Source organism: Acinetobacter sp. 789_lipA (assembly GCF_058242845.1).
In genome coordinates this window covers 132,640-153,422 of sequence record NZ_JBZAYS010000002.1, presented here as the reverse complement: position 1 = coordinate 153,422, position 20,783 = coordinate 132,640, and the positions used below count along the sequence as shown (strand labels likewise).

The window sequence follows — 20,783 nt, the reverse complement described above, 5'->3', positions numbered from 1 at the left end:
GCTTTGTTGCACAAACCTATCTGTAAAGGGTTTTTCAGCGATATAATTTTCAAATGAAGAAGCCTACACACAAAATCTACCGCACAACAAATTGGCCCGCATATAACCGAGCACTCATGAGTCGCGGAAATATTGCCATTTGGTTTGATCCTGCTACGCAATGGTATGCGCCATCAAAAGGCAAACAAGGGTGAAATCAAACCTACTCCGACGCAGCCATCCAATGCTGCTTAATGATTAAATCCTTATTCCGTCTGTCTTTACGTATGGTCACTGGCTTTGTGCAAAGTCTGATTAAACTTTGCGGATTAAATTGGATAGCGCCAGACTACACTACAATTTGTAGACGACAACAGCATATTGATATTGCAATCAGCTACCAAAAAAGTAGCGATGGGCTGCATCTACTCGTAGACTCTACAGGCATGAAGTTTCTAGGTGAGGGCGAATGGAAACGCAAGAAACATGGAGCTGAATATCGTCGCCAATGGCGTAAACTTCATATTGGTATAGATGCTAAAACCCTACAAATACGCGCTATTCAGCTCACAACCAATAATGTCAGTGATTCACAGGTGCTTGGTGATTTACTTAATCAGATTCCACAAGATGAGCAGATTGACTCTGTTTATACCGATGGAGCTTATGACACCAAGCAATGCCGTCAGGTCATTGCAGATCGGCAAGCGCATGCGGTGATTCCACCTAGAAAAAATGCGAAACAATGGAAAGATACAAAGAGTAGCTCGCTAGAGCGAAATGAATTACTTCGAACAATTAAACGTTTAGGCAGGACACTATGGAAAAAATGGTCAGGCTATCATCGTCGAAGTTTGGTTGAAACTAAGATGCACTGCATTAAATTATTAGGAGATAAACTCAGCGCAAGGAGTTTTGGTAGCCAAGTCAATGAGATCCATGCACGTGTAGCAGTCCTTAACAGATTTACGGAATTAGGTCGACCACTTACCCAAGTTACGCCTTAAATTTGACTCAATTAGGGGCGCTTTGCATTTCAAATCTTTGTGCAACAAAGCCTTACCAAGTTAAAACCTCCTGTTTTTTCAGCACACATCAAATTCAAAAGGATTTGGGTTTTAAGACACCAAATCAAATGGCCGAAGACTTTTATAAGTTGGCTGCCTAGAATCTCCCAAGGGAAAGTCTCCTGATAATTCAGCGTATATCATTTTGATTCTGGATTTTGCTTATTAAGCATGTCGGTTCCATCACGTGAAATACTATAATAATAGATATGACATCAGGCTCTATCTATCAATAATAGATATGTTACGCAATACTACCCTGTAAAATAATTAGCACTGATCCGTTTTAAAAAAATAAAGGCTTAGAACTCTCTTAAGATGGATTGCTTAAAAATTTACGCATCTGTCTATGTCTTCTAGTGAGACCTAGTACCTCTTTACGGTTAATAATTTCATCTTCAGTAAAAGGTAGATGATTGATAAGCTGCTCAATCACCATAAAACTATTTTCAATTAAGAAACTATCTTGCTCGGTTGTCCAATTTGAGGTTATATGCTCAGATTTTTTAGACTGTCTTTTCATAAAAAGAAATTATACCTAATCATGAGGACTCTTGACTTTCTTCAAGCACTCTCGGCATACACAAATTTCTTTTTGGTCATTGGTGTAATCAATCTCTCTAGCACCATGAAGGCCAAATATACACATTAATGATCTGATCATATTATTCCTCCTTTAAGTACTTAAAAGCTATATATCTTAGGCATCTATATTTATATGAATCCCTGTAAGACAGCATTTCGAACAACTTTATCGAAGTTTGAATGAAATAAATTTTCAGTAGTTTGACGCTTTGACAATAAACAGAAACTTGCTACCGTACCTATGCTCACCAATGTTAATAATTTCATTTTTAATTCCATCCATGTAGAACTTTTGATTCAAACATATCACTGTGATTTGTATTTATCTAACTGCCTTCTGATGAGTTACTGTTCATAATGTAATCACATTATTATTTATGTAATTGAATTTGTTAAATAATGAAACAATCCCTATCAAACTACACTGAGTTATTACAACTTATAAATTTAAAGCTTTATGTGCCCATTTCAGAAATTTATCTTTATTGTTGAAATTAGGGACATTCAATAAATTGATATAGGAAACTTCGCCAAAGTTTCCTGAAATTTTATTTGATTCAAGAATTGTAAAATCTTCTTCTTGCCCTACATGTACTTCCCGAAAAAACTCCGTAACTTTCCGATCAAGGTTTAGTGAGGTAAACGCCTCTCTTTCAACTAAAAAGTCATAGATCTGGCTAATCACATGTGGTTCAAATTTTCTATTCATTTTTTCCGTTCTCATAATTATTTTAACAATTGGTTCAATTTAAACTAATTTCTTTTACGGATAAAGACAATAAAAAAACTTACTATCAGGGACAGTTAAATAGATTTTCGCTTAGTCTTTACAAGTAAGATCTCTATTCGTTGAGTAACTTCCCACAATTTAAGCTCAGCATCACGCCAAAAATAATAGATGTCACCATTTATGACATACATTTGCTTAATGTATTTTGTTGCTTTTGTCTTGTTTACTTCTTTAGCAGGTAATCCCCCAAAAAATAATTGAGTTTAAAAGTAGAAAATCCAATAACTGAACCGTACCGGGTTTGTCGGAGGCTTTTTTATTTAAGTTAGGCCACCTGACCTAACGGGTTAATCTTATCATAGTACATTGCTTCAAACTCAAAAGGCGATACATAACCCAGTGCACTGTGTACACGCTTTTTATTGAACCAATATACCCAGTTTAGTGTCGCAAGTTGTACATCTGCTAAACCTTGCCAATCTGCTTTTAAATATTCAATCACCTCTGTTTTGTATAAGCCATTCACCGTTTCAGCCAAAGCATTATCGTATGAATCACCCGTTGTACCGACTGATGCTCGTAAATTTGCTGCTTCTAAACGATTGGTATAGCGAATCGAAAGATATTGCACACCCCTGTCGGAATGATGAATCACATTCTTAGGCATGCCTCGATCGTGCAATGCTTGCTCAAGTGCATCGAGCACCATATCTGTATTTATCCGTGTAGATACTTTCCATCCAACAATTGCTCGCGAGAACACATCAATAATAAAGGCGGTATAGACCCAGCCTGAATGAGTTTGAATATACGGGTGAGTAGACCAAGGGAATTTCACCCTTAGCCCCTCGCAGAACCGGACATGAACCTCTCAGCTCATCCGGCTCCCATTATCCAACCGATGGTAAACATCCCATTTTCCAGTGCACAAAGGCATTTGGAAAATCACGCGCAAGTCGCCCTAAGGCATATCTAGCCCGTCTTTTATGACGGGCCAAGTTTTTATACTTACGCCTCATCCAGCGTATAAGATAAGCATTCATGTGTTGCCAGATCGCTGACATTGCTGAACCATGGAATCGACCATAGTATTGCTGCCAACCTTGAAGAATTGGATTGAATATTGCAGATAAATCACTTAATTCGCGATTACACATCAGATGTAGATGCCATTTCCGAATAGTCTGTCGCATTGCTTTAAGTGCATCACGACTGACTGCAGGAGAGAAATTTACATAAACTCTTTTATACTTGTCCACAGCCTTACGGGGCCTAAACGTGTACCCGAGAAAAGTAAATTGAACATCGGGATATGCTTTACGACGATTAATATCTTGGCAATAAACAATCTTTGTCTTGTCTGGATGCAATTCGAGACCACATTCACGAAATCGTGCATCGATCTTTTGTAAAACAAGTTTGGCTTGAGATAAACTCCGACAATGAATTACGCCATCATCTGCATAACGGCAGAACCGTACACTTTGAAGATGTTTCGTAATCCACATATCAAAAGCATAATGCATAAATAAATTCGCCAATAAAGGACTCACAACACCACCTTGTGGTGTGCCGCGATTCCTTTCTAAAAGATGGCCATTTATGTGTTGCATTGGTGCTTTTAACCAACGTTGCACATATAAAAGAATCCATGGAATTTCACAGTGTTTCTTGAGTGCACGCATGAGTAAATCATGGTCGATGTTATCAAAGAGACCTTTGATATCAAATTCCACAACCCAGTCATAATCCCAACTTCGTCTCCTCACTATCGCAATTGCATCATGGGCAGAACGCCCCGGACGATATCCATATGAGTTTGGATGAAATGATGGATCAATTTTCGGCTCTAATAAGAGCTTAACTGCTGTTTGCGCGACTCGATCTGCAACTGTTGGAATACCTAGTATACGCACGCCACCTGACTTCTTTGGAATCGGAACAGCCTTAACTGGCGGTGGAAAATAACTGCCAGAACAAAGTCGATTCCATAGTTTGTATAGGTTGTTCTTTAAATGCTTTTCGAATTGCTCAATAGATTCATGATCAACGCCTGGAGCGCCACCATTCTCTTTGACTTTTTTAAATGCCTCCCAGATTAACGCTTTAGGAATATTAAATGGTTTGGTCATAAAGTTTTGCTCCTCCTGCTTGCACAGTTGACAAATCCGTAGACCTGGATAATGCAACCCCTTCGCTCCATTACCATTACAGTAACTTCAACACTACTACGAGTTGCTCCGCCCCTTGGTGACGCATTGCTATTATCAGCCTTGCCTTTTGAGCTTGTGCCTTTCGCTTGACATCGCCACCGAAGGTTCCCGCAGTTCAACGTAAGAGCCTGAATTAGGATCGCGCTGCCTCTACGCCGGACACCGAATGGCCCGTAAGCAGGTAACGGCCAAACTAATCGCGGGGTAACTTCCATCCCCGGTTTTGATGTCATTTGAGTACTTTCGACACTTGAACGGCAGTTCACTGTTGTTCGCCTTCCTAATTCTTACCTGACATCTCTACGATGCCTTTTCCATAACGCTCACGACCGGGACTTTTGATCCAAGCCGCTTATGGTGGTTTGCTACCTGCTCCTGCAAGCCGATAGCGAGGGGCCATACCCTCATCTCTTACGCCGCTTGCTGCGGCACACTAAAGTCACCCACCCATAGTTGGTTTGGATGATCAGCATTAAAATTCCGTTTCACCAAGTCAGGTGCTCGTTTTTGGTCATCTCGGCTACGGGTGGTTGTTTGTTCTTACCTCGCCAAACACCTTGTATACCTAGCTTTTTCATTAATCGAGCAACAGTACAGCGTGCAATAATATAGCCTTCACGTTTCAGTTTTTGCCAGACTTTACGTACACCATACCGACCTGAACTTTCCTTCCAAATTCGTTTAATCTCCTCAGCATGATGCAAGTCATGTAAATCTCGCTTTGCTCGATGTTCCCTTGCGAAGCAATGCTTCTCATCGCAGAGATCTAGAGTCCGGTAATAGGTTGAAGCTGCGATCGGTAAAATCCTACAAATCGCATCAACACCATATAAGTCTTTATTGTTATGGATGAAATCCACCATTATTTGTGTGGGCGGTCGAGCTCCGCCTGGGCGAAAAAAGCGGCTGCTTTACGTAGAATTTCATTGGCACGCTTTAATTCTTTAATTTCACGTTCCATTTGCTTCATTTTTTCTTGATCATATATTTGTTGTACTTTAATAGGATTTTGCTGATCTAAATGCTTTTGATGCCAGGCACGAAGTGTTTCAGGAGTACAACCTATCTTGGGAGCAATAGCGGTGATCGCAGCCCAAGTAGAAGGATAATCTTTTTCAGATTCAATCAATAATTGAACCGCTCTTTCTCTGATTTCAGAGGTATATTTTAATTTTGTCATCGGGATAGTCTCTCAGAATATTGACTCTCCGACAAACCCGGTACGGTTCAGTTGAGCGGTTTAATAGTACAGTACGTTATGAGTGTTTAAATCAATATTTATTTCGAGATCTGAGCGAGGTGCAGAACTATACAACTAACTGGCAGTACTTTTATAATCATGAACGACCTCATATGTAGGTAAATGGTTGTCCACCTATTTTTAAACAATAACAAGGGCTTTAGATTTTCTACCCATTAATTCAATTAAAAATGGGGGTATTACCATTGAACGTTCGATCTCAAACATTATAACTTCAAGATCAAGTACTTAAAATTGTAAAAATTGTAAAAAGAATAAATTTAAATCGTTAAATAGAAAATCATGTAAAAATACTCAAAATCTTGCAATAAGTACAATCGCAACGTAAGATGAGAATTGCAGTGAAGTCATTTTAAATTCCGTGTACGGCAAATTGCATTACATGGAACAAACCCACAATAGTTACAGCTATTGTGGGTCATTATCCCCTGTTCTCAACTAAGTTATAAGAAAAATACCCCTATCATTCGATTGATTCCTTTATATAAATAATAAAGTAAATATTTGTTTTCCATGAAATTTTATAAAATTCAGTATCAGACCTGTAGCGAAAACTTATCAAACGAAGTATTGGTTAATCTTTTTCTTCAACATCTTCCTTAAACTCAAACAAATCATTCATCGTACAGTTAAAGTATTTACATAACTTATCGGCGACTGGCAATTCAATACGTACAGCACGATCATAATACATACTCGTGAGCGTATTGCGATTGATGCCTGTCGCACGTACTACATCACTTAATTTTAAAATTTTTCGATCGCCCATGAGGCTGGATAACTTGCAAGTAATCATATATCAATTAATTTACAAAAAAATAACCTACTAAGAGTTATTTTAAGTTGTTGACTGAGTAATACCCTGCTATAGTTAACCTACAGCAGATCATTACAACTTATAGAAAGCATAATTCATCTATTTCAACTAAATTATAACTTTTTAAATGTAAGGATTGAAGCTGTATTAGATTATTTTGTGGAGATGACCGCCATGTTGCCAAATGAATTATTGATCAGCCAGCAAGCTCGTGACTTAGGAAATCAATTAATTAAAGAAATGAACATCAATAGAAGTTACGGAATGGCTAATTTTCTTGGAGTAAATACTTGCTATGATAATCATCAGGCTGTACTTATTTGGACATTTCAACTTCTTGAAAGGGAACCTACCTTAAACGAATTAGCAGAAATTAAAAAATATTTTCTTTTAATCTTTCCAGATAGTGTTTATCAATTAGCCTAAGTTGTTTTTAAAAATTATTTTCAGGGGGGATTACCGGATAGTCTGATAATTCTGAATAAGATCATAATCCGCTGACGTTTAACTAATATTTACGAAATTCCACACTGACTGTATGGTGGATGGTACTCCATCGAGGTATAGAAACATTGGCTTAAAATAGGATTCAGGTTACATAATAAAAAAAGTCCAGAATTTATAGGCTTAATCTGGACAAAAAGGAAACTAAGAAAAAGAAATCTTGCTTAAAGTTAGGCAATCACTCCATGGAATTTCGTAGCAACCCAATCTGCAATCATAGAGCCCGCATTGGGAGCTATACTTTTCTATCAACGATGTACAAGCTATTTTATACTATGTACGACAAGGCATGGGGGTGGCATTATTGCCTGACTTGATCCTAGACACTATCACTACGTCTCCCGATTATTCTTAATTTTCGATGGGTATATTCATCCTTTTAATGACTGATGTGTGCTGAAAAAACAGGAGGTTTTAACTTGGTAAACCATACATACTCATCAGGAGTTTACCATGAGCAAGAAACACAAGACGTATACGGCAGAATTTAAAGCTGAAACCATCAAAGCAATAGAAGCCATTCAAGGCAATGTATCTAAAAACAGCTAGAGAACTCGGCATTTCCATGCAGACCCTTTCGCATTAGAATAATAAGGCAAAGGCAGGGACTTTAGCTGGTACTAAATAGTATTCATCTGATCTAAACGCTTTGCTCGAAGAAAATAAGCAACTTAAACAGCAGCTTAAATCCGCTGAAATGGTGAAATGGAACGTGAATTTCTAAAAAAGGCAGTAGCGTACTTTGCCAAATAAAGTCAGTAAGGTACGCCTATGTGAAATCCCAAAACACTTATTTCCGATTATTTTGATGGCACGATTACTTCATGTATCAGTTTCACGCTTTTATGATTGGCTAAAACGAGGTGTGAATAAACGATTAGTTCAGGTGGCCTAACTTAAATAAAAAGTCTCAGACAAACCGGGTACGGTTCACTATTTTTGTCGTGTACAGAGAGTTTTTCTATATAAAAGTATGATACTCACCTAGCCATTACTTAAATAATCACCCCACCACTGCATCATTTCAGTCCGTTGAACTAAGTAATCAGCATGATTATAACTGGCACGGGTACGGTTCTTATCAATATGTGAAAGTTGTGCCTCAATCCAATTATCTTGAAATAAACCTGAGTCATTCAAAATGGTACTAAAAGTGGAACGTAGTCCATGAGAGGATAATTGATGTTTGCCATAGCCCATCTTACGAATAGCCATATTTAATGTATTGAAATGAATCGGTTGATTGTGTTTCCGAGGGCTTGCAAAAATATATTTTTCACCGTATGACCATTGCATGACGTCTTTTAAAATCTCTAAAGCCTGATCTGAAAGTGGTACTAAAAAGTCTGGAATCTCATGGCCTAAAATGACTTTACGTCGAAATTGTTTAATATGCAAGGCAGGAATTTTCCATATTTTTGCATTTAAATCAAAATGATGAGGCTCAGCCAATAACAATTCAGCCCCTCGCACTCCAGTATATAATTTGAACATTAGTGCTTTTTTAATAATGGGATGGGCATCCAATTTTTGTAAGTTATTCTTAAATTCGGATATTTCCTCCGCTTTTAAATACGGATAGTTCTTCTTAATTTTACTGTTGATTAAAATTTTATTTAAACCATGAGCGATATTGTATTCACAATAACCCATCGCTACAGCGTAATCATAAATTTGGTTCAAATAGCTACAAGCTTTTTTGACTGGTTCTTTTACTTGGCGCGCCTCTATTTTTTTTATTACTGAAACCAAGTCATAGCGCTTGACGTTTTCAAAAGGTAAATCCTGAAGGTCTGGGTAAATATCATGCTGTAAACATCTTTCTGCTAACTGTAGTACACCGCAGCGGGGTAAATCATTAAATGCATTCTTAAGTTTGAACTGTAGCCATTCCTCCCCTACTTTACGAAAAGTAATTACATTAGAAATAGTATCTTTTTCAAAACTAAAATTATTGTCTTTAAAATCATCTCTGACTTGCCGTGCCTTTTTCAGTGATAAATCAGGATAAAGTCCTAACTGAATGCGGCGACGTTTTTTTATTTGTGGATCTGTATAGCGATAACACCAAGATTTTCTTCCATTCGGCTCAATCTTCAGGCTAAGTCCATCTTCATCAGATAAAAAACAAGTTTTTTCCTTGCAATGCGCTTGGCGAACCTTAATTTCTGTAAGACTCATGAAATTTAAATGAAACCTCTCAGAGGATTGATTGTATCAATTATATCAAAATAGTACGCTTAATATATGATGCGTAGGCTACGCATCATATAAAATTGTAATATACTGTTTTATATATTTATTGTTATTAGTATTTTTATTTTAGTAACCATCTTAAGTCCCATCTCTACTTAATATGTAAGATGAGATAAATAAGCAGCTAATTACACTAACCTGAGTTAGATATAAAAAAGAGTAGAAAAAAATCCGGTGGTGTTTTAAAAAGTATGCTGACATTAAATGAAGCCATTATTGATGTAAAAGAAGGTTAAGTCGAAGGCTTTAAAATGGTTTTCAAGCTTTTTGGAGAAATTACAACTTCTTCTAAAACCACGCCTTATTCGATGCCTTATTTTGCAAGGCTCTAGACTAGCAGATTTGCACTTAGTTTTACCTAATGAGGTCCCACAACTCTGTTGCTAGCTCATTAGGCTCCCTCATCCAACGCCATTCTGTTTCTTTAAGATGATAATCAAAATACTCTTTTGATATACCGTTGAACTTTGCTAGCCTTCTTTTACAAAAGCTCCAGAATGATTCTATTCCATTTATATGACATTGTCCTCTAGCAAATTCTGAACCGTACCGGGTTTGTCGGAGACTTTTTATTTAAGTTAGGCCACCTGACCTAACGGGTTAATCTTATCATAGTACATTGCTTCAAACTCAAAAGGCGATACATAACCCAGTGCACTGTGTACACGCTTTTTGTTGAACCAATCTACCCAGTTTAGTGTCGCAAGTTGTACATCTGCTAAACCTTGCCAATCTGCTTTTAAATATTCAATCACCTCTGTTTTGTATAAGCCATTCACCGTTTCAGCCAGAGCATTATCGTATGAATCACCAGTTGTACCGACTGATGCTCGTAAATTTGCAGCTTCTAAACGATTGGTATAGCGAATAGAAAGATATTGAACACCTCTGTCAGAATGATGAATCACATTCTTAGGCATACCTCGATCAAGCAATGCTTGCTCCAATGCATCGAGCACCATATCTGTATTCATGCGTGTCGATACCTTCCATCCAACAATTGCTCGTGAGAACACATCAATAATAAAGGCGGTATAGACCCAGCCTGAATTTGTTTGAATATACGTAAAGTCACTCACCCACAGTTGGTCAGGATGATCAGCAGTAAAATTACGTTTCACTAAATCATCTGCTCTTTTTTGATCATCTCGGCTACGGGTGGTTTGTTTGTTCTTACCTCGCCAAACACCTTGTATACCTAGCTTCTGCATCAATCGAGCAACTGTACAACGTGCGATAACATAACCTTCACGTTTCAATTGTTGCCAGACCTTACGCACACCATATCGACCTGAACTTTCTTTCCAAATTCGTTGAATTTGTTCAGCATGATGCTCATCATGTAGATCTCGTTTCGCTCGATGTTCTGGATTGTCAGCGAGATCTAAAGTTCGGTAATAGGTTGAAGCTGCGATCGGTAAAATCCTACAAATCGCATCAACACCATATAAGTCTTTATTGTTATGGATGAAATCCACCATTATTTGTGTGGGCGGTCGAGCTCCGCCTGGGCGAAAAAAGCGGCTGCTTTACGTAGAATCTCATTGGCACGCTTTAATTCTTTAATTTCACGTTCCATTTGCTTCATTTTTTCTTGATCAGATATCTGTTGTACTTTAATAGGATTTTGCTGATCTAAATGCTTTTGATGCCAGGCACGAAGTGTTTCAGGAGTACAACCAATCTTAGGCGCAATTGCTGTGATTGCAGCCCAAGTAGAAGGATAATCTTTTTCAGATTCAATCAATAATTGAACCGCTCTTTCTCTGATTTCAGGGGTATATTTTAATTTTGTCATCGGGGTAGTCTCTCAGAATATTGACTCTCCGACAAACCCGGTACGGTTCATTCATTCACTCCATGATTTACTCTAAAATGCTTTGAGTAACCAACATCTACCAAACCATTGTATCCACGCCAACCATCACTATAAATTACACTTTCAAGTGCAACTTTACCTAAGATAACTTGTTGTAATGTAGTCTTTTTACAATCAGGGACTATTTCTGTATAAACTCGACCATTCCTTTCAAATATTCCAAATACAGGTTGTTTTAAAGTACCTCGACCTCGCTTCAACTTCCCATGAAAACCACGTTGTCTTTTTGCCCTAAAATAGCTCTCATCAATTTCAATAGAACCTACAAACTTTGCTCTTAAATCTGTTTGATGATCGTAGATTGCTTTTCTAAAAAGCATGTACCAATAGTTGATGGTATTACGGTTCAAGTTAAGCAATAAGGCTGTTTTAGAAGCAGGAATATCAATGCAAAAGCACTGAATAATTTTTTAAATCTTATAGTGACTTAATTTACTGTTTTCTATCATGATTCTAGACTAACATATCTATTCTGCTAGTCTAGAGCCTTAATAAATAAGAGTATCCATGTCTATCCTCAACTTTACTTATTTTCAGATAGCAACCAATCGAGAGCACTCATTTTTACAATACCATTATAATTTGCTTCAGTCCCTATCGTGTCTAAGGTAAGTAAATATTTGGGATACGAATCAGAAATTTTCTGTAATGGACGTAACTCTCGGCTGAGTGTCTCTTCATTGAGCGTTTCTAATGCCACTTGATAATAAGTTAAATTCTGTAAAGTATCGACAGCAACAAAATCAATTTCATATTCATCAACACGCCCTACATAGACGGTATAACCTCGTCTGACAAGCTCAAGATAAATCACATTTTCTAAGATATGACCTTGATCAGCATTAGCATCAGGCAACATAATCCGGCGCAATCCGACATCAACTAAATAGTATTTTTCAGAGGATTGTAATAACTCACGCCCGCGTACTTTAAATTGTGCGGCACTATAAAATAACAAACTGTCCTGTAAGCCCTGAATATAGCGTTTTACTGTTTCAAATGAAATTTTAACCCCACTTGAAACAAAGGTATTTTTAATTTTATTGATGGAAATAGGTGAGCCTGTCACGCTTGCCAAATATCTTGCGACACGCTCGAGAGAGTTAATATCGGCAGTATTCAAACGGGGAATAACATCTTTAAACATTACACTGGCATAGACCGCTTGCAAGTAATCATAAGTTTCCTGCTGGCTAGTCATGGCAAGCGTATAAGGGAAACTACTGCGCGTATACATGGCATACAAATCACGATTGGATAATTGTTGGATGATCGGATTATTTTCAATATGCCACTGTTTAAATTCTTGGAATGACAGAGGTAGAACATGTTGCTCGATATAGCGTCCTGTAAGTAAAGTCGCAAGTTCTCCACTTAGAAAGAATGCATTTGAGCCTGTAATATATAAATCGATATAATCCCGAACATATAAGGAGTCGACTACTTTCTCAAAATTTGTAACATGTTGTATTTCATCTAAAAAAACATAGTTTTTTTTACTTTTATCAACTTTGGACAATACATAATCATGTAGTTTACGGTAATCGGTGAGTTCTTCAAATTCCATAAATTCGAAGTTGATGGCAATGATGTTTTCGGCTTGTACACCCTGTGCTTTTAGGTCTTGTTGAAACATCGCCAATAAGGTGGATTTTCCAGAGCGACGCACACCTGAAAGTACTTTAATGACATCACGGTCTTGCCATGTATTCAGAAATTTTAAGTAGCCATCACGTCGAATATTAGCGCTTCTCATTATTTACACTTAGAATCTAAAGTTTTAATAAATTCTATCAAATTTTAGAACGTATATGTAAATATATTTAATTTTAAAAAAAATTTAAAGGTTAAGTGAAACACTCAAAGCTGCTGTTAAAGTATGCGGATAGTAAATGTAACAAAAATCTAGATTCTATCTTTTTTGATTATTTTCCATGTCATGTTATGTCATTGATGCTGCGACTTAACGGCTATATAAATTAAGTGAAAAGTAAATGGAACTAAGATGTTAACTAGAGTGGAACTCATTTTTGTTGTGCTAATGGTATCAGCCTTATTGCGCATGAAATGCTAAAAGGTTTATTTTTTAAGATCATCAGATTAAGTGCATTTTGATAATGAATAAAGCTCCGTGTGGCGCTTTATTCATCCTAGCCATTCAATATTGCAAAATGCGATAAAATGTTATGCATGTGATCACCCACACTCGAATTATAGAAGCAATGCAAAAGTGGCCACAGGCTGAAACGGCATTAGATGGTTGGTATCGAACCATAAAGGCAAACGATCCGAAAGATTTTGCTGAGATGAAACATCTCTTTCCAGAGGTCGATAAAGTTGGAAAGTTCCATGTATTCGATATTGGCTGGAACAAGATCCGACTTATTGCAGTCGTGATGTATCAAGCAAAACGTGTGTATATCCGTGATGTCTTGTACCATAAAGAATATGACAAAGGTCATTGGAAGGAAGGTTAGTATGAACGCGATGATTAAACAGGCCGTAGACCACTGGCACTACGTTGCACCATTGCTCAGCAAGCCAGAAAATGAAGACGACTTTCATACACTTGTTGAAGCTTTAGATGAACTTTTAGATACTGTTGGTGATGACGAGTCCCATCCTTTAATGGGGCTTACTCATCAGCTTGGTGATTTGGTTTCTGATTATGAAAATGAGCATCTTCCTATGCCTAAAGGGGACGGTCGTGCTGCTTTGGCTTTTTTGATGGAACAACATGGTTTAGGTCAGTCTGACTTAACAGAGGTTGCAACACCATCAGTGATTTCTGAGATTTTAAGTGGTAAACGCCAACTGAATATTCGTCATATTAAGGCATTGTCTGAGCGGTTTAATGTATCGGCAGATACGTTTTTCTAAAAGAGAGGTGGATCAGGAAATTTGGCTCAATTAGGGGTACTTTGCCTTTCAAATCTTTGTGCAACAAAGCCCAGAGAATCTATAAATGATAGTGCGTAAGTCCTAGAGTATATAAAATGAACCGTACCGGGTTTGTCGGAGACTTTTTGTTTAAGTTAGGCCACCTGACCTAACGGGTTAATTTTATCATAGTACATCGCTTCAAAATCAAAAGGTGATACATAACCTAGTGAACTATGTATACGTTCTTTATTGAACCAATCTACCAAATTTAATGTGGCAAGTTGTATATCACCCAAACCACGCCAATCTGCTTTTAAATATTCAATCACCTCTGTTTTGTACAACCCATTCACTGTTTCAGCCAATGCATTATCGTATGAATCCCCCGTAGTGCCGACTGATGCTCGTAAATTCGCTGCTTCTAAACGGTTGGTATAGCGAATGGAAAGATACTGTACGCCTCTGTCACTATGATGAATCACGTTATTTGGCATTCCTCGATCATGCAATGCCTGCTCAAGTGCAGCGAGCACCATGTCGGTATTCATCCGTGTTGATACTTTCCATCCAACAATTGCTCGTGAGAACACATCAATAATAAATGCGGTATAGACCCAGCCTGAATTGGTTTGAATATACGGGTGAGTAGACCAAGGGAATTTCACCCTTAGCCCCTCGCAGAACCGGACATGAACCTCTCAGCTCATCCGGCTCCCATTATCCAACCGATGGTAAACATCCCATTTTCCAGTGCACAAAGGCATTTGGAAAATCACGCGCAAGTCGCCCTAAGGCATATCTAGCCCGTCTTTTATGACGGGCCAAGTTTTTATACTTACGCCTCATCCAGCGTATAAGATAAGCATTCATGTGTTGCCAGATCGCTGACATTGCTGAACCATGGAATCGACCATAGTATTGCTGCCAACCTTGAAGAATTGGATTGAATATTGCAGATAAATCACTTAATTCGCGATTACACATCAGATGTAGATGCCATTTCCGAATAGTCTGTCGCATTGCTTTAAGTGCATCACGACTGACTGCAGGAGAGAAATTTACATAAACTCTTTTATACTTGTCCACAGCCTTACGGGGCCTAAACGTGTACCCGAGAAAAGTAAATTGAACATCGGGATATGCTTTACGACGATTAATATCTTGGCAATAAACAATCTTTGTCTTGTCTGGATGCAATTCGAGACCACATTCACGAAATCGTGCATCGATCTTTTGTAAAACAAGTTTGGCTTGAGATAAACTCCGACAATGAATTACGCCATCATCTGCATAACGGCAGAACCGTACACTTTGAAGATGTTTCGTAATCCACATATCAAAAGCATAATGCATAAATAAATTCGCCAATAAAGGACTCACAACACCACCTTGTGGTGTGCCGCGATTCCTTTCTAAAAGATGGCCATTTATGTGTTGCATTGGTGCTTTTAACCAACGTTGCACATATAAAAGAATCCATGGAATTTCACAGTGTTTCTTGAGTGCACGCATGAGTAAATCATGGTCGATGTTATCAAAGAGACCTTTGATATCAAATTCCACAACCCAGTCATAATCCCAACTTCGTCTCCTCACTATCGCAATTGCATCATGGGCAGAACGCCCCGGACGATATCCATATGAGTTTGGATGAAATAATGGATCAATTTTCGGCTCTAATAAGAGCTTAACTGCTGTTTGCGCGACTCGATCTGCAACTGTTGGAATACCTAGTATACGCACGCCACCTGACTTCTTTGGAATCGGAACAGCCTTAACTGGCGGTGGAAAATAACTGCCAGAACAAAGTCGATTCCATAGTTTGTATAGGTTGTTCTTTAAATGCTTTTCGAATTGCTCAATAGATTCATGATCAACGCCTGGAGCGCCACCATTCTCTTTGACTTTTTTAAATGCCTCCCAGATTAACGCTTTAGGAATATTAAATGGTTTGGTCATAAAGTTTTGCTCCTCCTGCTTGCACAGTTGACAAATCCGTAGACCTGGATAATGCAACCCCTTCGCTCCATTACCATTACAGTAACTTCAACACTACTACGAGTTGCTCCGCCCCTTGGTGACGCATTGCTATTATCAGCCTTGCCTTTTGAGCTTGTGCCTTTCGCTTGACATCGCCACCGAAGGTTCCCGCAGTTCAACGTAAGAGCCTGAATTAGGATCGCGCTGCCTCTACGCCGGACACCGAATGGCCCGTAAGCAGGTAACGGCCAAACTAATCGCGGGGTAACTTCCATCCCCGGTTTTGATGTCATTTGAGTACTTTCGACACTTGAACGGCAGTTCACTGTTGTTCGCCTTCCTAATTCTTACCTGACATCTCTACGATGCCTTTTCCATAACGCTCACGACCGGGACTTTTGATCCAAGCCGCTTATGGTGGTTTGCTACCTGCTCCTGCAAGCCGATAGCGAGGGGCCATACCCTCATCTCTTACGCCGCTTGCTGCGGCACACTAAAGTCACCCACCCATAGTTGGTTTGGATGATCAGCATTAAAATTACGTTTCACTAAATCATCTGCCCGTTTTTGGTCATCTCGGTTACGGGTGGTTTGTTTATTCTTACCACGCCAAACACCTTGTATACCTAGCTTTTGCATCAATCGAGCAACTGTACAACGTGCAATAACATAACCCTCACGTTTTAATTTTTGCCAGACTTTACGTACACCATATCGACCTGAACTTTCCTTCCAAATTCGTTTAATTTGTTCAGCATGATGCAAGTCATGTAAATCTCGTTTCGCTCGATGCTCTGGATTGTCCGCGAGATCTAAAGTTCGGTAATAGGTTGAAGGTGCGATCGGTAAAATTCTACAAATCGCCTCGACTCCGTACAGCTCTTTATTATTATGGATAAAATCCACCATTATTTGTGTGGGCGGTCGAGCTCCGCCTGGGCGAAAAAAGCGGCTGCTTTGCGTAGAATTTCATTGGCTCGTTGCAGTTCTTTATTTTCGCGTTCAAGTTGTTTAATGCGTTCTTGGTCTGAAAGCTGCTGTACTTTGATTGGATTCCGTTGATTTAAATGCTTCTGATGCCAGGAACGTAGTGTTTCAGGAGTACAGCCAATCTTGGGTGCAATTGCTGTGATTGCAGCCCAAGTAGAAGGATAATCTTTTTCGGATTCAATCAATAATTGAACCGCTCTGTCTCTGATTTCAGGAGTATATTTTGGTTTTGTCATTGGGACATTCTCTCAAGAAAAATGGTCTCCGACAAACCCGGTACGGTTCAAAATGACGATGCTTGTCCTTTACGTAGTGCACGCATGACTTCAATACCTTTAATTGTGGCATAAGCAGTCTTCATAGATTTGAATCCTAATGTGGCCCTGATGATCCGCTTTAGCTTGCCATGATCACATTCAATCACGTTATTTTTATACTTAATCTGCCTGTGCTCAAGGTCTGGTGGACATTTACCTTCCCGTTTTAACCGTGATAAAGCACGTCCATATGTGGGTGCTTTATCCGTGTTGATCACTTGTGGAATTTGCCACTTCTTCACATTATTTAAAATTTTTCCAAGAAAACAATATGCTTATTTGGTATTACGTCTAGAAGAAAGATAAAAATCAATGGTATCGCCACGTTGATCGACTGCACGATACAGATAAGACCATCGTCCATTCACTTTTACATAGGTTTCATCAATATGCCACGAGCTCAGATCTGTAGGATTACGCCAATACCAGCGTAAACGTTTTTCTATTTCAGGAGCATAACGTTGAACCCAACGGTAAATAGTCGTGTGATCAACATTCACACCCCGTTCGGCCAGCATTTCCTGCAGTTCACGATAGCTAATGCCATATTTACAATACCAGCGCACAGCCCAAAGAATGATTTCGCCCTGAAAATGCCGACCATGGAAAGGATTCATATGCTGCACCTTTAGCTAAAACAGTCTTCAGCTTACCATTCGTGGTTATTTGCAACAGTGCCCTTACTTCAAAGCCAAAATTTTTCGGGCACCATTAAGTACGAATAAAGAAACCAGTATGCCAATGATTAAGTCTGGATAAGCTGATCCCGTCCACGCCACGAGTACACCGGCAAATATAACGCCCATATTTACGACAACGTCATTCGCCGAGAAAATCCAACTGGCTTTCATATGTGCGCCATCTTCTCGATGACCAGAAATAAGATATAAGCATGTCACGTTAGCTATAAGTGCGAGCAGGCCAATAACAATCATGAGCGTTGATTCTGGCTCGCTTCCAAACATGAATCGTCTAATGACATCAATAATCACGATGACAGCAAGTAATAACTGAATCCAACCTGCGAAATGGGCTGCTTTCACTTGATATTTCGCAGCTTTTCCGACGGCATATAGCGCAATACCATAAACGGCTGCATCGGCAAACATATCTAGAGAATCAGCAATCAATCCTGTAGACGCAGCAATAATTCCGCTGATGAATTCTATAAAGAACAGTAGAGCATTAATGCCTAATAACAGTTTAAGTACTTTAGCTTGTCTCACAGGATCAGGTTCATTAGGTATATCGCCTGTAGAAAGCTGTGTTTCATCAAGTTTCGCCCCAAAACCCAGTCCTTCGAGTTTAGCCGTAATTTGCTGAATCCCTTCATTATGGAAGACTTTCAGTTTTCGATTGGGAAGATCAAAAGTAAGACCTTTAACTGCTTCAATATCTGCAAGAGCCATACGGACCATTTGCTCTTCAGCAGAGCAATCCATTTTAGGAATGGTGTAGGTACTTGTTTGCTTAGCCTGTTGATTGCTTATATAAGTTTCAGTCTTCACAAGCTTTGCACCAAAACCCAAAGCTTCAAGTTTGGTGGTTATATTTTCATCTTTTTGATTATGTAGAACCTTTAAAGAACGGTTAGGTAAATCAAAGATGAGTTTTTGAACACCATCAATTGAAGATAGCGCCATACGAACCATCTGTTCTTCCGCAGAACAATCCATTTTGGGAACTAAGTATTCACTCATGTAGTGCGAATCTTTTAAAACGTCTTCAGTGCTTAAATTTTCTTTGGGATCAGAACCACAACAGGATTGAGCGGTATCTTCACAACTGTTTGAAGTGTTACAGCAAGGAGATGAAGATTTTTTTTCTTCCTCTTCACCACAACAGCTAAGCGTATTATCACAATTCTTTGAATTGTTTGCTTCTGCAATTGATGGATGATTTTCTTGTTGAGATTTCTTATCTTCGCATGGTGTTTCTTTACTACATCCACAACCACTCATAATTATACCCATTAAAAAAATTATAAACTTTGAATATTAGAATCCCTATAGTTACTATAGAGTCAAGAATCTTTGGAAATACTAACTCAATGCATTTAAAAATTGGTGAACTCTCTAAAAAAACAGAGGTGGTCCCACATGTTTGAACAACTAAAAGCTTATTTATAAGTGATACTCTGCTCTAGTTAAGCTACCTTATTTTGTTGTGGTAGCTGGTCATAGTAAAACTCATCTGGAGTCATTTTGTCCAGACTCGAATGAGGTCGTTTCAAATTATAAAATTCAAAATATGCGTTTAATTGCTTCTTCGCATCCAAAACATTGCTGTAGGCTTTGAGATACACCTCTTCATATTTAACGCTCCGCCATAATCGTTCAACCATCACATTATCAACCCATCGACCTTTACCATCCATACTGATTTGAATGCCATTTGATTTCAATACATCAATAAATGCATCACTGGTAAACTGACTGCCTTGGTCTGTATTAAATATTTCAGGTCGACCATATTTTTCAATAGCTTCATTTAATGTTTCTATGCAAAATGTAACCTCCATACTAATCGATACTCTATGCGCAAGTACCTTGCGGCTATGCCAATCAATCACAGCACATAAATAAACAAAGCCTTTTGCCATAGGGATATACGTTATATCCGTAGACCACACTTGATTACTGCGCTGAATAGCCAATCCTTTGAGCAGATATGGATATTTGCGGTGAGCTTGATTAGCCTGGCTTAAATTTGGTTTGCAATATAACGCATTAATGCCCATTTTCTTCATTAAAGTACGTGTATGACGTCGTCCTATATGATGTCCTTGACGATTCAACAAATCACGCATCATCCGGCTACCTGCAAAAGGGTATTGCATATGTAACTCATCCATACACCGCATTAGCTTCAGATCTGATGCACTCACAGGTTTTGGGCGATAGTAATAACAACCACGGGAGACTTTCAGCAGCTGAGCTTGCTTAGATACTGAAATCTGAAGTGAGTCATCGATTAACTTTTGTGGTTGAAGCGGCCCAGTTTCTTCAACACACCTTCTAAAAAATCAATTTCTAATGCCTGCTCACCGATTTTTGCATGTAGTTTTTTTAGATCGATGGGTGGTTCTGTTGGAGCTTTTGATTGATCGAAAGCTTGCGAGGAAGCTGAAATCAGTTGATTTTTCCAGTCGATAATTTGGTTTTGATGAACATCAAATTCAGCACTCAATTCAGCAAGTGTTTTTTCTGCTTTAATCGCAGCAAGTGCTACCTTAGCTTTAAAATCATTTGAATGATTTCTTCTTGGTCTACGTGCCATAAAATACTCCATATATTGATGTTTATAACATCATTTGGGGAGC

General features: G+C 38.6%; 13 protein-coding genes, 11 pseudogenes and 3 other annotated features. Of the genes and pseudogenes, 6 read left to right on the top strand and 18 right to left on the bottom strand.

Annotated features, from left to right (window positions below):
- Positions 1 to 53: 53 nt before the first annotated feature.
- Positions 54 to 986: pseudogene (locus AC4CUZ_RS19360) on the top strand (IS5 family transposase).
- A 373-nt stretch (positions 987 to 1,359) separates the two neighbouring features.
- Here AC4CUZ_RS19360 and AC4CUZ_RS19355 read toward each other — a convergent pair.
- The 5 genes and pseudogenes from AC4CUZ_RS19355 to AC4CUZ_RS19335 all read right to left on the bottom strand — a co-directional run.
- Entirely contained in the window at positions 1,360 to 1,569 is a 210-nt protein-coding gene (locus AC4CUZ_RS19355; protein WP_178928875.1) for an acyl-CoA thioesterase, read from the bottom strand.
- Between the two features lie 501 nt (positions 1,570 to 2,070).
- Complete coding sequence (locus tag AC4CUZ_RS19350) at positions 2,071 to 2,340, bottom strand: hypothetical protein (protein WP_178928876.1); 270 nt, start codon at positions 2,338 to 2,340, stop codon at positions 2,071 to 2,073.
- 346 nt (positions 2,341 to 2,686) lie between these two features.
- Positions 2,687 to 3,172: pseudogene (locus AC4CUZ_RS19345) on the bottom strand (IS3 family transposase); the annotation flags it as partial.
- A 79-nt stretch (positions 3,173 to 3,251) separates the two neighbouring features.
- Complete coding sequence (gene ltrA, locus AC4CUZ_RS19340) at positions 3,252 to 4,493, bottom strand: group II intron reverse transcriptase/maturase (RefSeq protein WP_490747823.1); 1,242 nt, start codon at positions 4,491 to 4,493, stop codon at positions 3,252 to 3,254.
- Positions 4,494 to 4,997: 504 nt separating this feature from the next.
- Positions 4,998 to 5,754 (bottom strand): annotated as a pseudogene (locus tag AC4CUZ_RS19335) (IS3 family transposase); the annotation flags it as partial.
- Positions 5,363 to 5,479: a sequence feature (AL1L pseudoknot), on the bottom strand. Its footprint overlaps the pseudogene before it by 117 nt.
- Positions 5,755 to 5,804: 50 nt before the next feature.
- Here AC4CUZ_RS19335 and AC4CUZ_RS19330 point away from each other — a divergent pair.
- Positions 5,805 to 5,933: pseudogene (locus AC4CUZ_RS19330) on the top strand (integrase core domain-containing protein); the annotation flags it as partial.
- A 476-nt stretch (positions 5,934 to 6,409) separates the two neighbouring features.
- Here AC4CUZ_RS19330 and AC4CUZ_RS19325 read toward each other — a convergent pair.
- Positions 6,410 to 6,631, bottom strand: a complete 222-nt coding sequence (locus AC4CUZ_RS19325; RefSeq protein ID WP_035245357.1) for a helix-turn-helix domain-containing protein — start codon at positions 6,629 to 6,631, stop codon at positions 6,410 to 6,412.
- A 195-nt stretch (positions 6,632 to 6,826) separates the two neighbouring features.
- Between AC4CUZ_RS19325 and AC4CUZ_RS19320 the strand changes: the two genes are divergently transcribed.
- Together AC4CUZ_RS19320 and AC4CUZ_RS19315 are read left to right on the top strand one after the other, a co-directional pair.
- A complete protein-coding gene (locus AC4CUZ_RS19320) occupies positions 6,827 to 7,078 on the top strand; it encodes a hypothetical protein (protein ID WP_004986445.1) in 252 nt (83 codons plus the stop codon).
- A 531-nt stretch (positions 7,079 to 7,609) separates the two neighbouring features.
- A pseudogene (locus AC4CUZ_RS19315) lies at positions 7,610 to 8,042 on the top strand (transposase); the annotation flags it as partial.
- A gap of 98 nt (positions 8,043 to 8,140) precedes the next feature.
- Here the strand turns inward: AC4CUZ_RS19315 and AC4CUZ_RS19310 are convergent.
- The 6 genes and pseudogenes from AC4CUZ_RS19310 to AC4CUZ_RS19285 all read right to left on the bottom strand — a co-directional run bounded on the left by AC4CUZ_RS19310 (position 8,141) and on the right by AC4CUZ_RS19285 (position 13,047).
- A complete protein-coding gene (locus tag AC4CUZ_RS19310) occupies positions 8,141 to 9,337 on the bottom strand; it encodes a tyrosine-type recombinase/integrase (RefSeq protein WP_490748116.1) in 1,197 nt (398 codons plus the stop codon).
- A 275-nt stretch (positions 9,338 to 9,612) separates the two neighbouring features.
- Positions 9,613 to 9,738, bottom strand: a pseudogene (locus AC4CUZ_RS19305) (IS1 family transposase); the annotation flags it as partial.
- Positions 9,739 to 9,766: 28 nt separating this feature from the next.
- Positions 9,767 to 9,955 (bottom strand): annotated as a pseudogene (locus AC4CUZ_RS19300) (IS1595 family transposase); the annotation flags it as partial.
- A gap of 35 nt (positions 9,956 to 9,990) precedes the next feature.
- A protein-coding gene (locus AC4CUZ_RS19295; protein WP_490748115.1) for an IS3 family transposase occupies positions 9,991 to 11,210 on the bottom strand; the annotation gives its coding sequence in 2 pieces (ribosomal slippage) (positions 9,991 to 10,934 and positions 10,934 to 11,210; 1,221 coding nt in all).
- Positions 10,819 to 10,935 (bottom strand) — a sequence feature (AL1L pseudoknot). (Overlaps the previous gene by 117 nt.)
- Before the next feature lie 50 nt (positions 11,211 to 11,260).
- A pseudogene (locus AC4CUZ_RS19290) lies at positions 11,261 to 11,698 on the bottom strand (IS1595 family transposase); the annotation flags it as partial.
- Positions 11,699 to 11,814: 116 nt separating this feature from the next.
- On the bottom strand, positions 11,815 to 13,047 hold the full coding sequence (locus AC4CUZ_RS19285; RefSeq protein ID WP_001255534.1) for an ATP-binding protein: 1,233 nt from the start codon (positions 13,045 to 13,047) through the stop codon (positions 11,815 to 11,817).
- A gap of 430 nt (positions 13,048 to 13,477) precedes the next feature.
- On the opposite strand from AC4CUZ_RS19285, the gene AC4CUZ_RS19280 reads away from it, so the two are divergent.
- On the top strand, positions 13,478 to 13,768 hold the full coding sequence (locus AC4CUZ_RS19280; RefSeq protein ID WP_490748114.1) for a type II toxin-antitoxin system HigB family toxin: 291 nt from the start codon (positions 13,478 to 13,480) through the stop codon (positions 13,766 to 13,768).
- 1 nt (position 13,769) lies between these two features.
- Entirely contained in the window at positions 13,770 to 14,171 is a 402-nt protein-coding gene (locus tag AC4CUZ_RS19275) for a helix-turn-helix domain-containing protein (protein ID WP_096902448.1), read from the top strand.
- Positions 14,172 to 14,326: 155 nt separating this feature from the next.
- Here AC4CUZ_RS19275 and AC4CUZ_RS19270 read toward each other — a convergent pair.
- From AC4CUZ_RS19270 to AC4CUZ_RS19245, 6 genes and pseudogenes are all read right to left on the bottom strand, one after another.
- Positions 14,327 to 14,812 (bottom strand): annotated as a pseudogene (locus AC4CUZ_RS19270) (IS3 family transposase); the annotation flags it as partial.
- A gap of 79 nt (positions 14,813 to 14,891) precedes the next feature.
- Positions 14,892 to 16,133, bottom strand: a complete 1,242-nt coding sequence (gene ltrA, locus AC4CUZ_RS19265; RefSeq protein WP_004826931.1) for a group II intron reverse transcriptase/maturase — start codon at positions 16,131 to 16,133, stop codon at positions 14,892 to 14,894.
- A gap of 504 nt (positions 16,134 to 16,637) precedes the next feature.
- Positions 16,638 to 17,380, bottom strand: a pseudogene (locus AC4CUZ_RS19260) (IS3 family transposase); the annotation flags it as partial.
- Positions 16,989 to 17,105: a sequence feature (AL1L pseudoknot), on the bottom strand. Its footprint overlaps the pseudogene before it by 117 nt.
- A gap of 47 nt (positions 17,381 to 17,427) precedes the next feature.
- Positions 17,428 to 18,078: pseudogene (locus AC4CUZ_RS19255) on the bottom strand (IS6 family transposase).
- Positions 18,079 to 18,141: 63 nt separating this feature from the next.
- Positions 18,142 to 19,422 carry a cation efflux transmembrane domain-containing protein gene (locus AC4CUZ_RS19250; protein ID WP_004897603.1) on the bottom strand — a complete coding sequence of 427 codons (1,281 nt, stop codon included), beginning with the start codon at positions 19,420 to 19,422 and terminating at the stop codon, positions 18,142 to 18,144.
- A gap of 185 nt (positions 19,423 to 19,607) precedes the next feature.
- Positions 19,608 to 20,740, bottom strand: a protein-coding gene (locus tag AC4CUZ_RS19245) for an IS3 family transposase (RefSeq protein WP_223235881.1) whose coding sequence is annotated in 2 segments (ribosomal slippage) — positions 19,608 to 20,488 and positions 20,488 to 20,740 — 1,134 coding nt in all. Because the reading frame shifts where the segments join, the coding sequence is not laid out codon by codon here.
- Between the last annotated feature and the right edge of the window lie 43 nt (positions 20,741 to 20,783).

Bases quoted from the DNA above. Each gene is read 5' to 3' on its own strand.
- AC4CUZ_RS19355 (WP_178928875.1), bottom strand. From the start codon at position 1,569: ATGAAAAGACAGTCTAAAAAATCTGAGCATATAACCTCAAATTGGACA.
- AC4CUZ_RS19350 (WP_178928876.1), bottom strand. From the start codon at position 2,340: ATGAATAGAAAATTTGAACCACATGTGATTAGCCAGATCTATGACTTT.
- ltrA (WP_490747823.1), bottom strand. From the start codon at position 4,493: ATGACCAAACCATTTAATATTCCTAAAGCGTTAATCTGGGAGGCATTT.
- AC4CUZ_RS19325 (WP_035245357.1), bottom strand. From the start codon at position 6,631: ATGATTACTTGCAAGTTATCCAGCCTCATGGGCGATCGAAAAATTTTA.
- AC4CUZ_RS19320 (WP_004986445.1), top strand. From the start codon at position 6,827: ATGTTGCCAAATGAATTATTGATCAGCCAGCAAGCTCGTGACTTAGGA.
- AC4CUZ_RS19310 (WP_490748116.1), bottom strand. From the start codon at position 9,337: ATGAGTCTTACAGAAATTAAGGTTCGCCAAGCGCATTGCAAGGAAAAA.
- AC4CUZ_RS19285 (WP_001255534.1), bottom strand. From the start codon at position 13,047: ATGAGAAGCGCTAATATTCGACGTGATGGCTACTTAAAATTTCTGAAT.
- AC4CUZ_RS19280 (WP_490748114.1), top strand. From the start codon at position 13,478: ATGCATGTGATCACCCACACTCGAATTATAGAAGCAATGCAAAAGTGG.
- AC4CUZ_RS19275 (WP_096902448.1), top strand. From the start codon at position 13,770: ATGAACGCGATGATTAAACAGGCCGTAGACCACTGGCACTACGTTGCA.
- ltrA (WP_004826931.1), bottom strand. From the start codon at position 16,133: ATGACCAAACCATTTAATATTCCTAAAGCGTTAATCTGGGAGGCATTT.
- AC4CUZ_RS19250 (WP_004897603.1), bottom strand. From the start codon at position 19,422: ATGAGTGGTTGTGGATGTAGTAAAGAAACACCATGCGAAGATAAGAAA.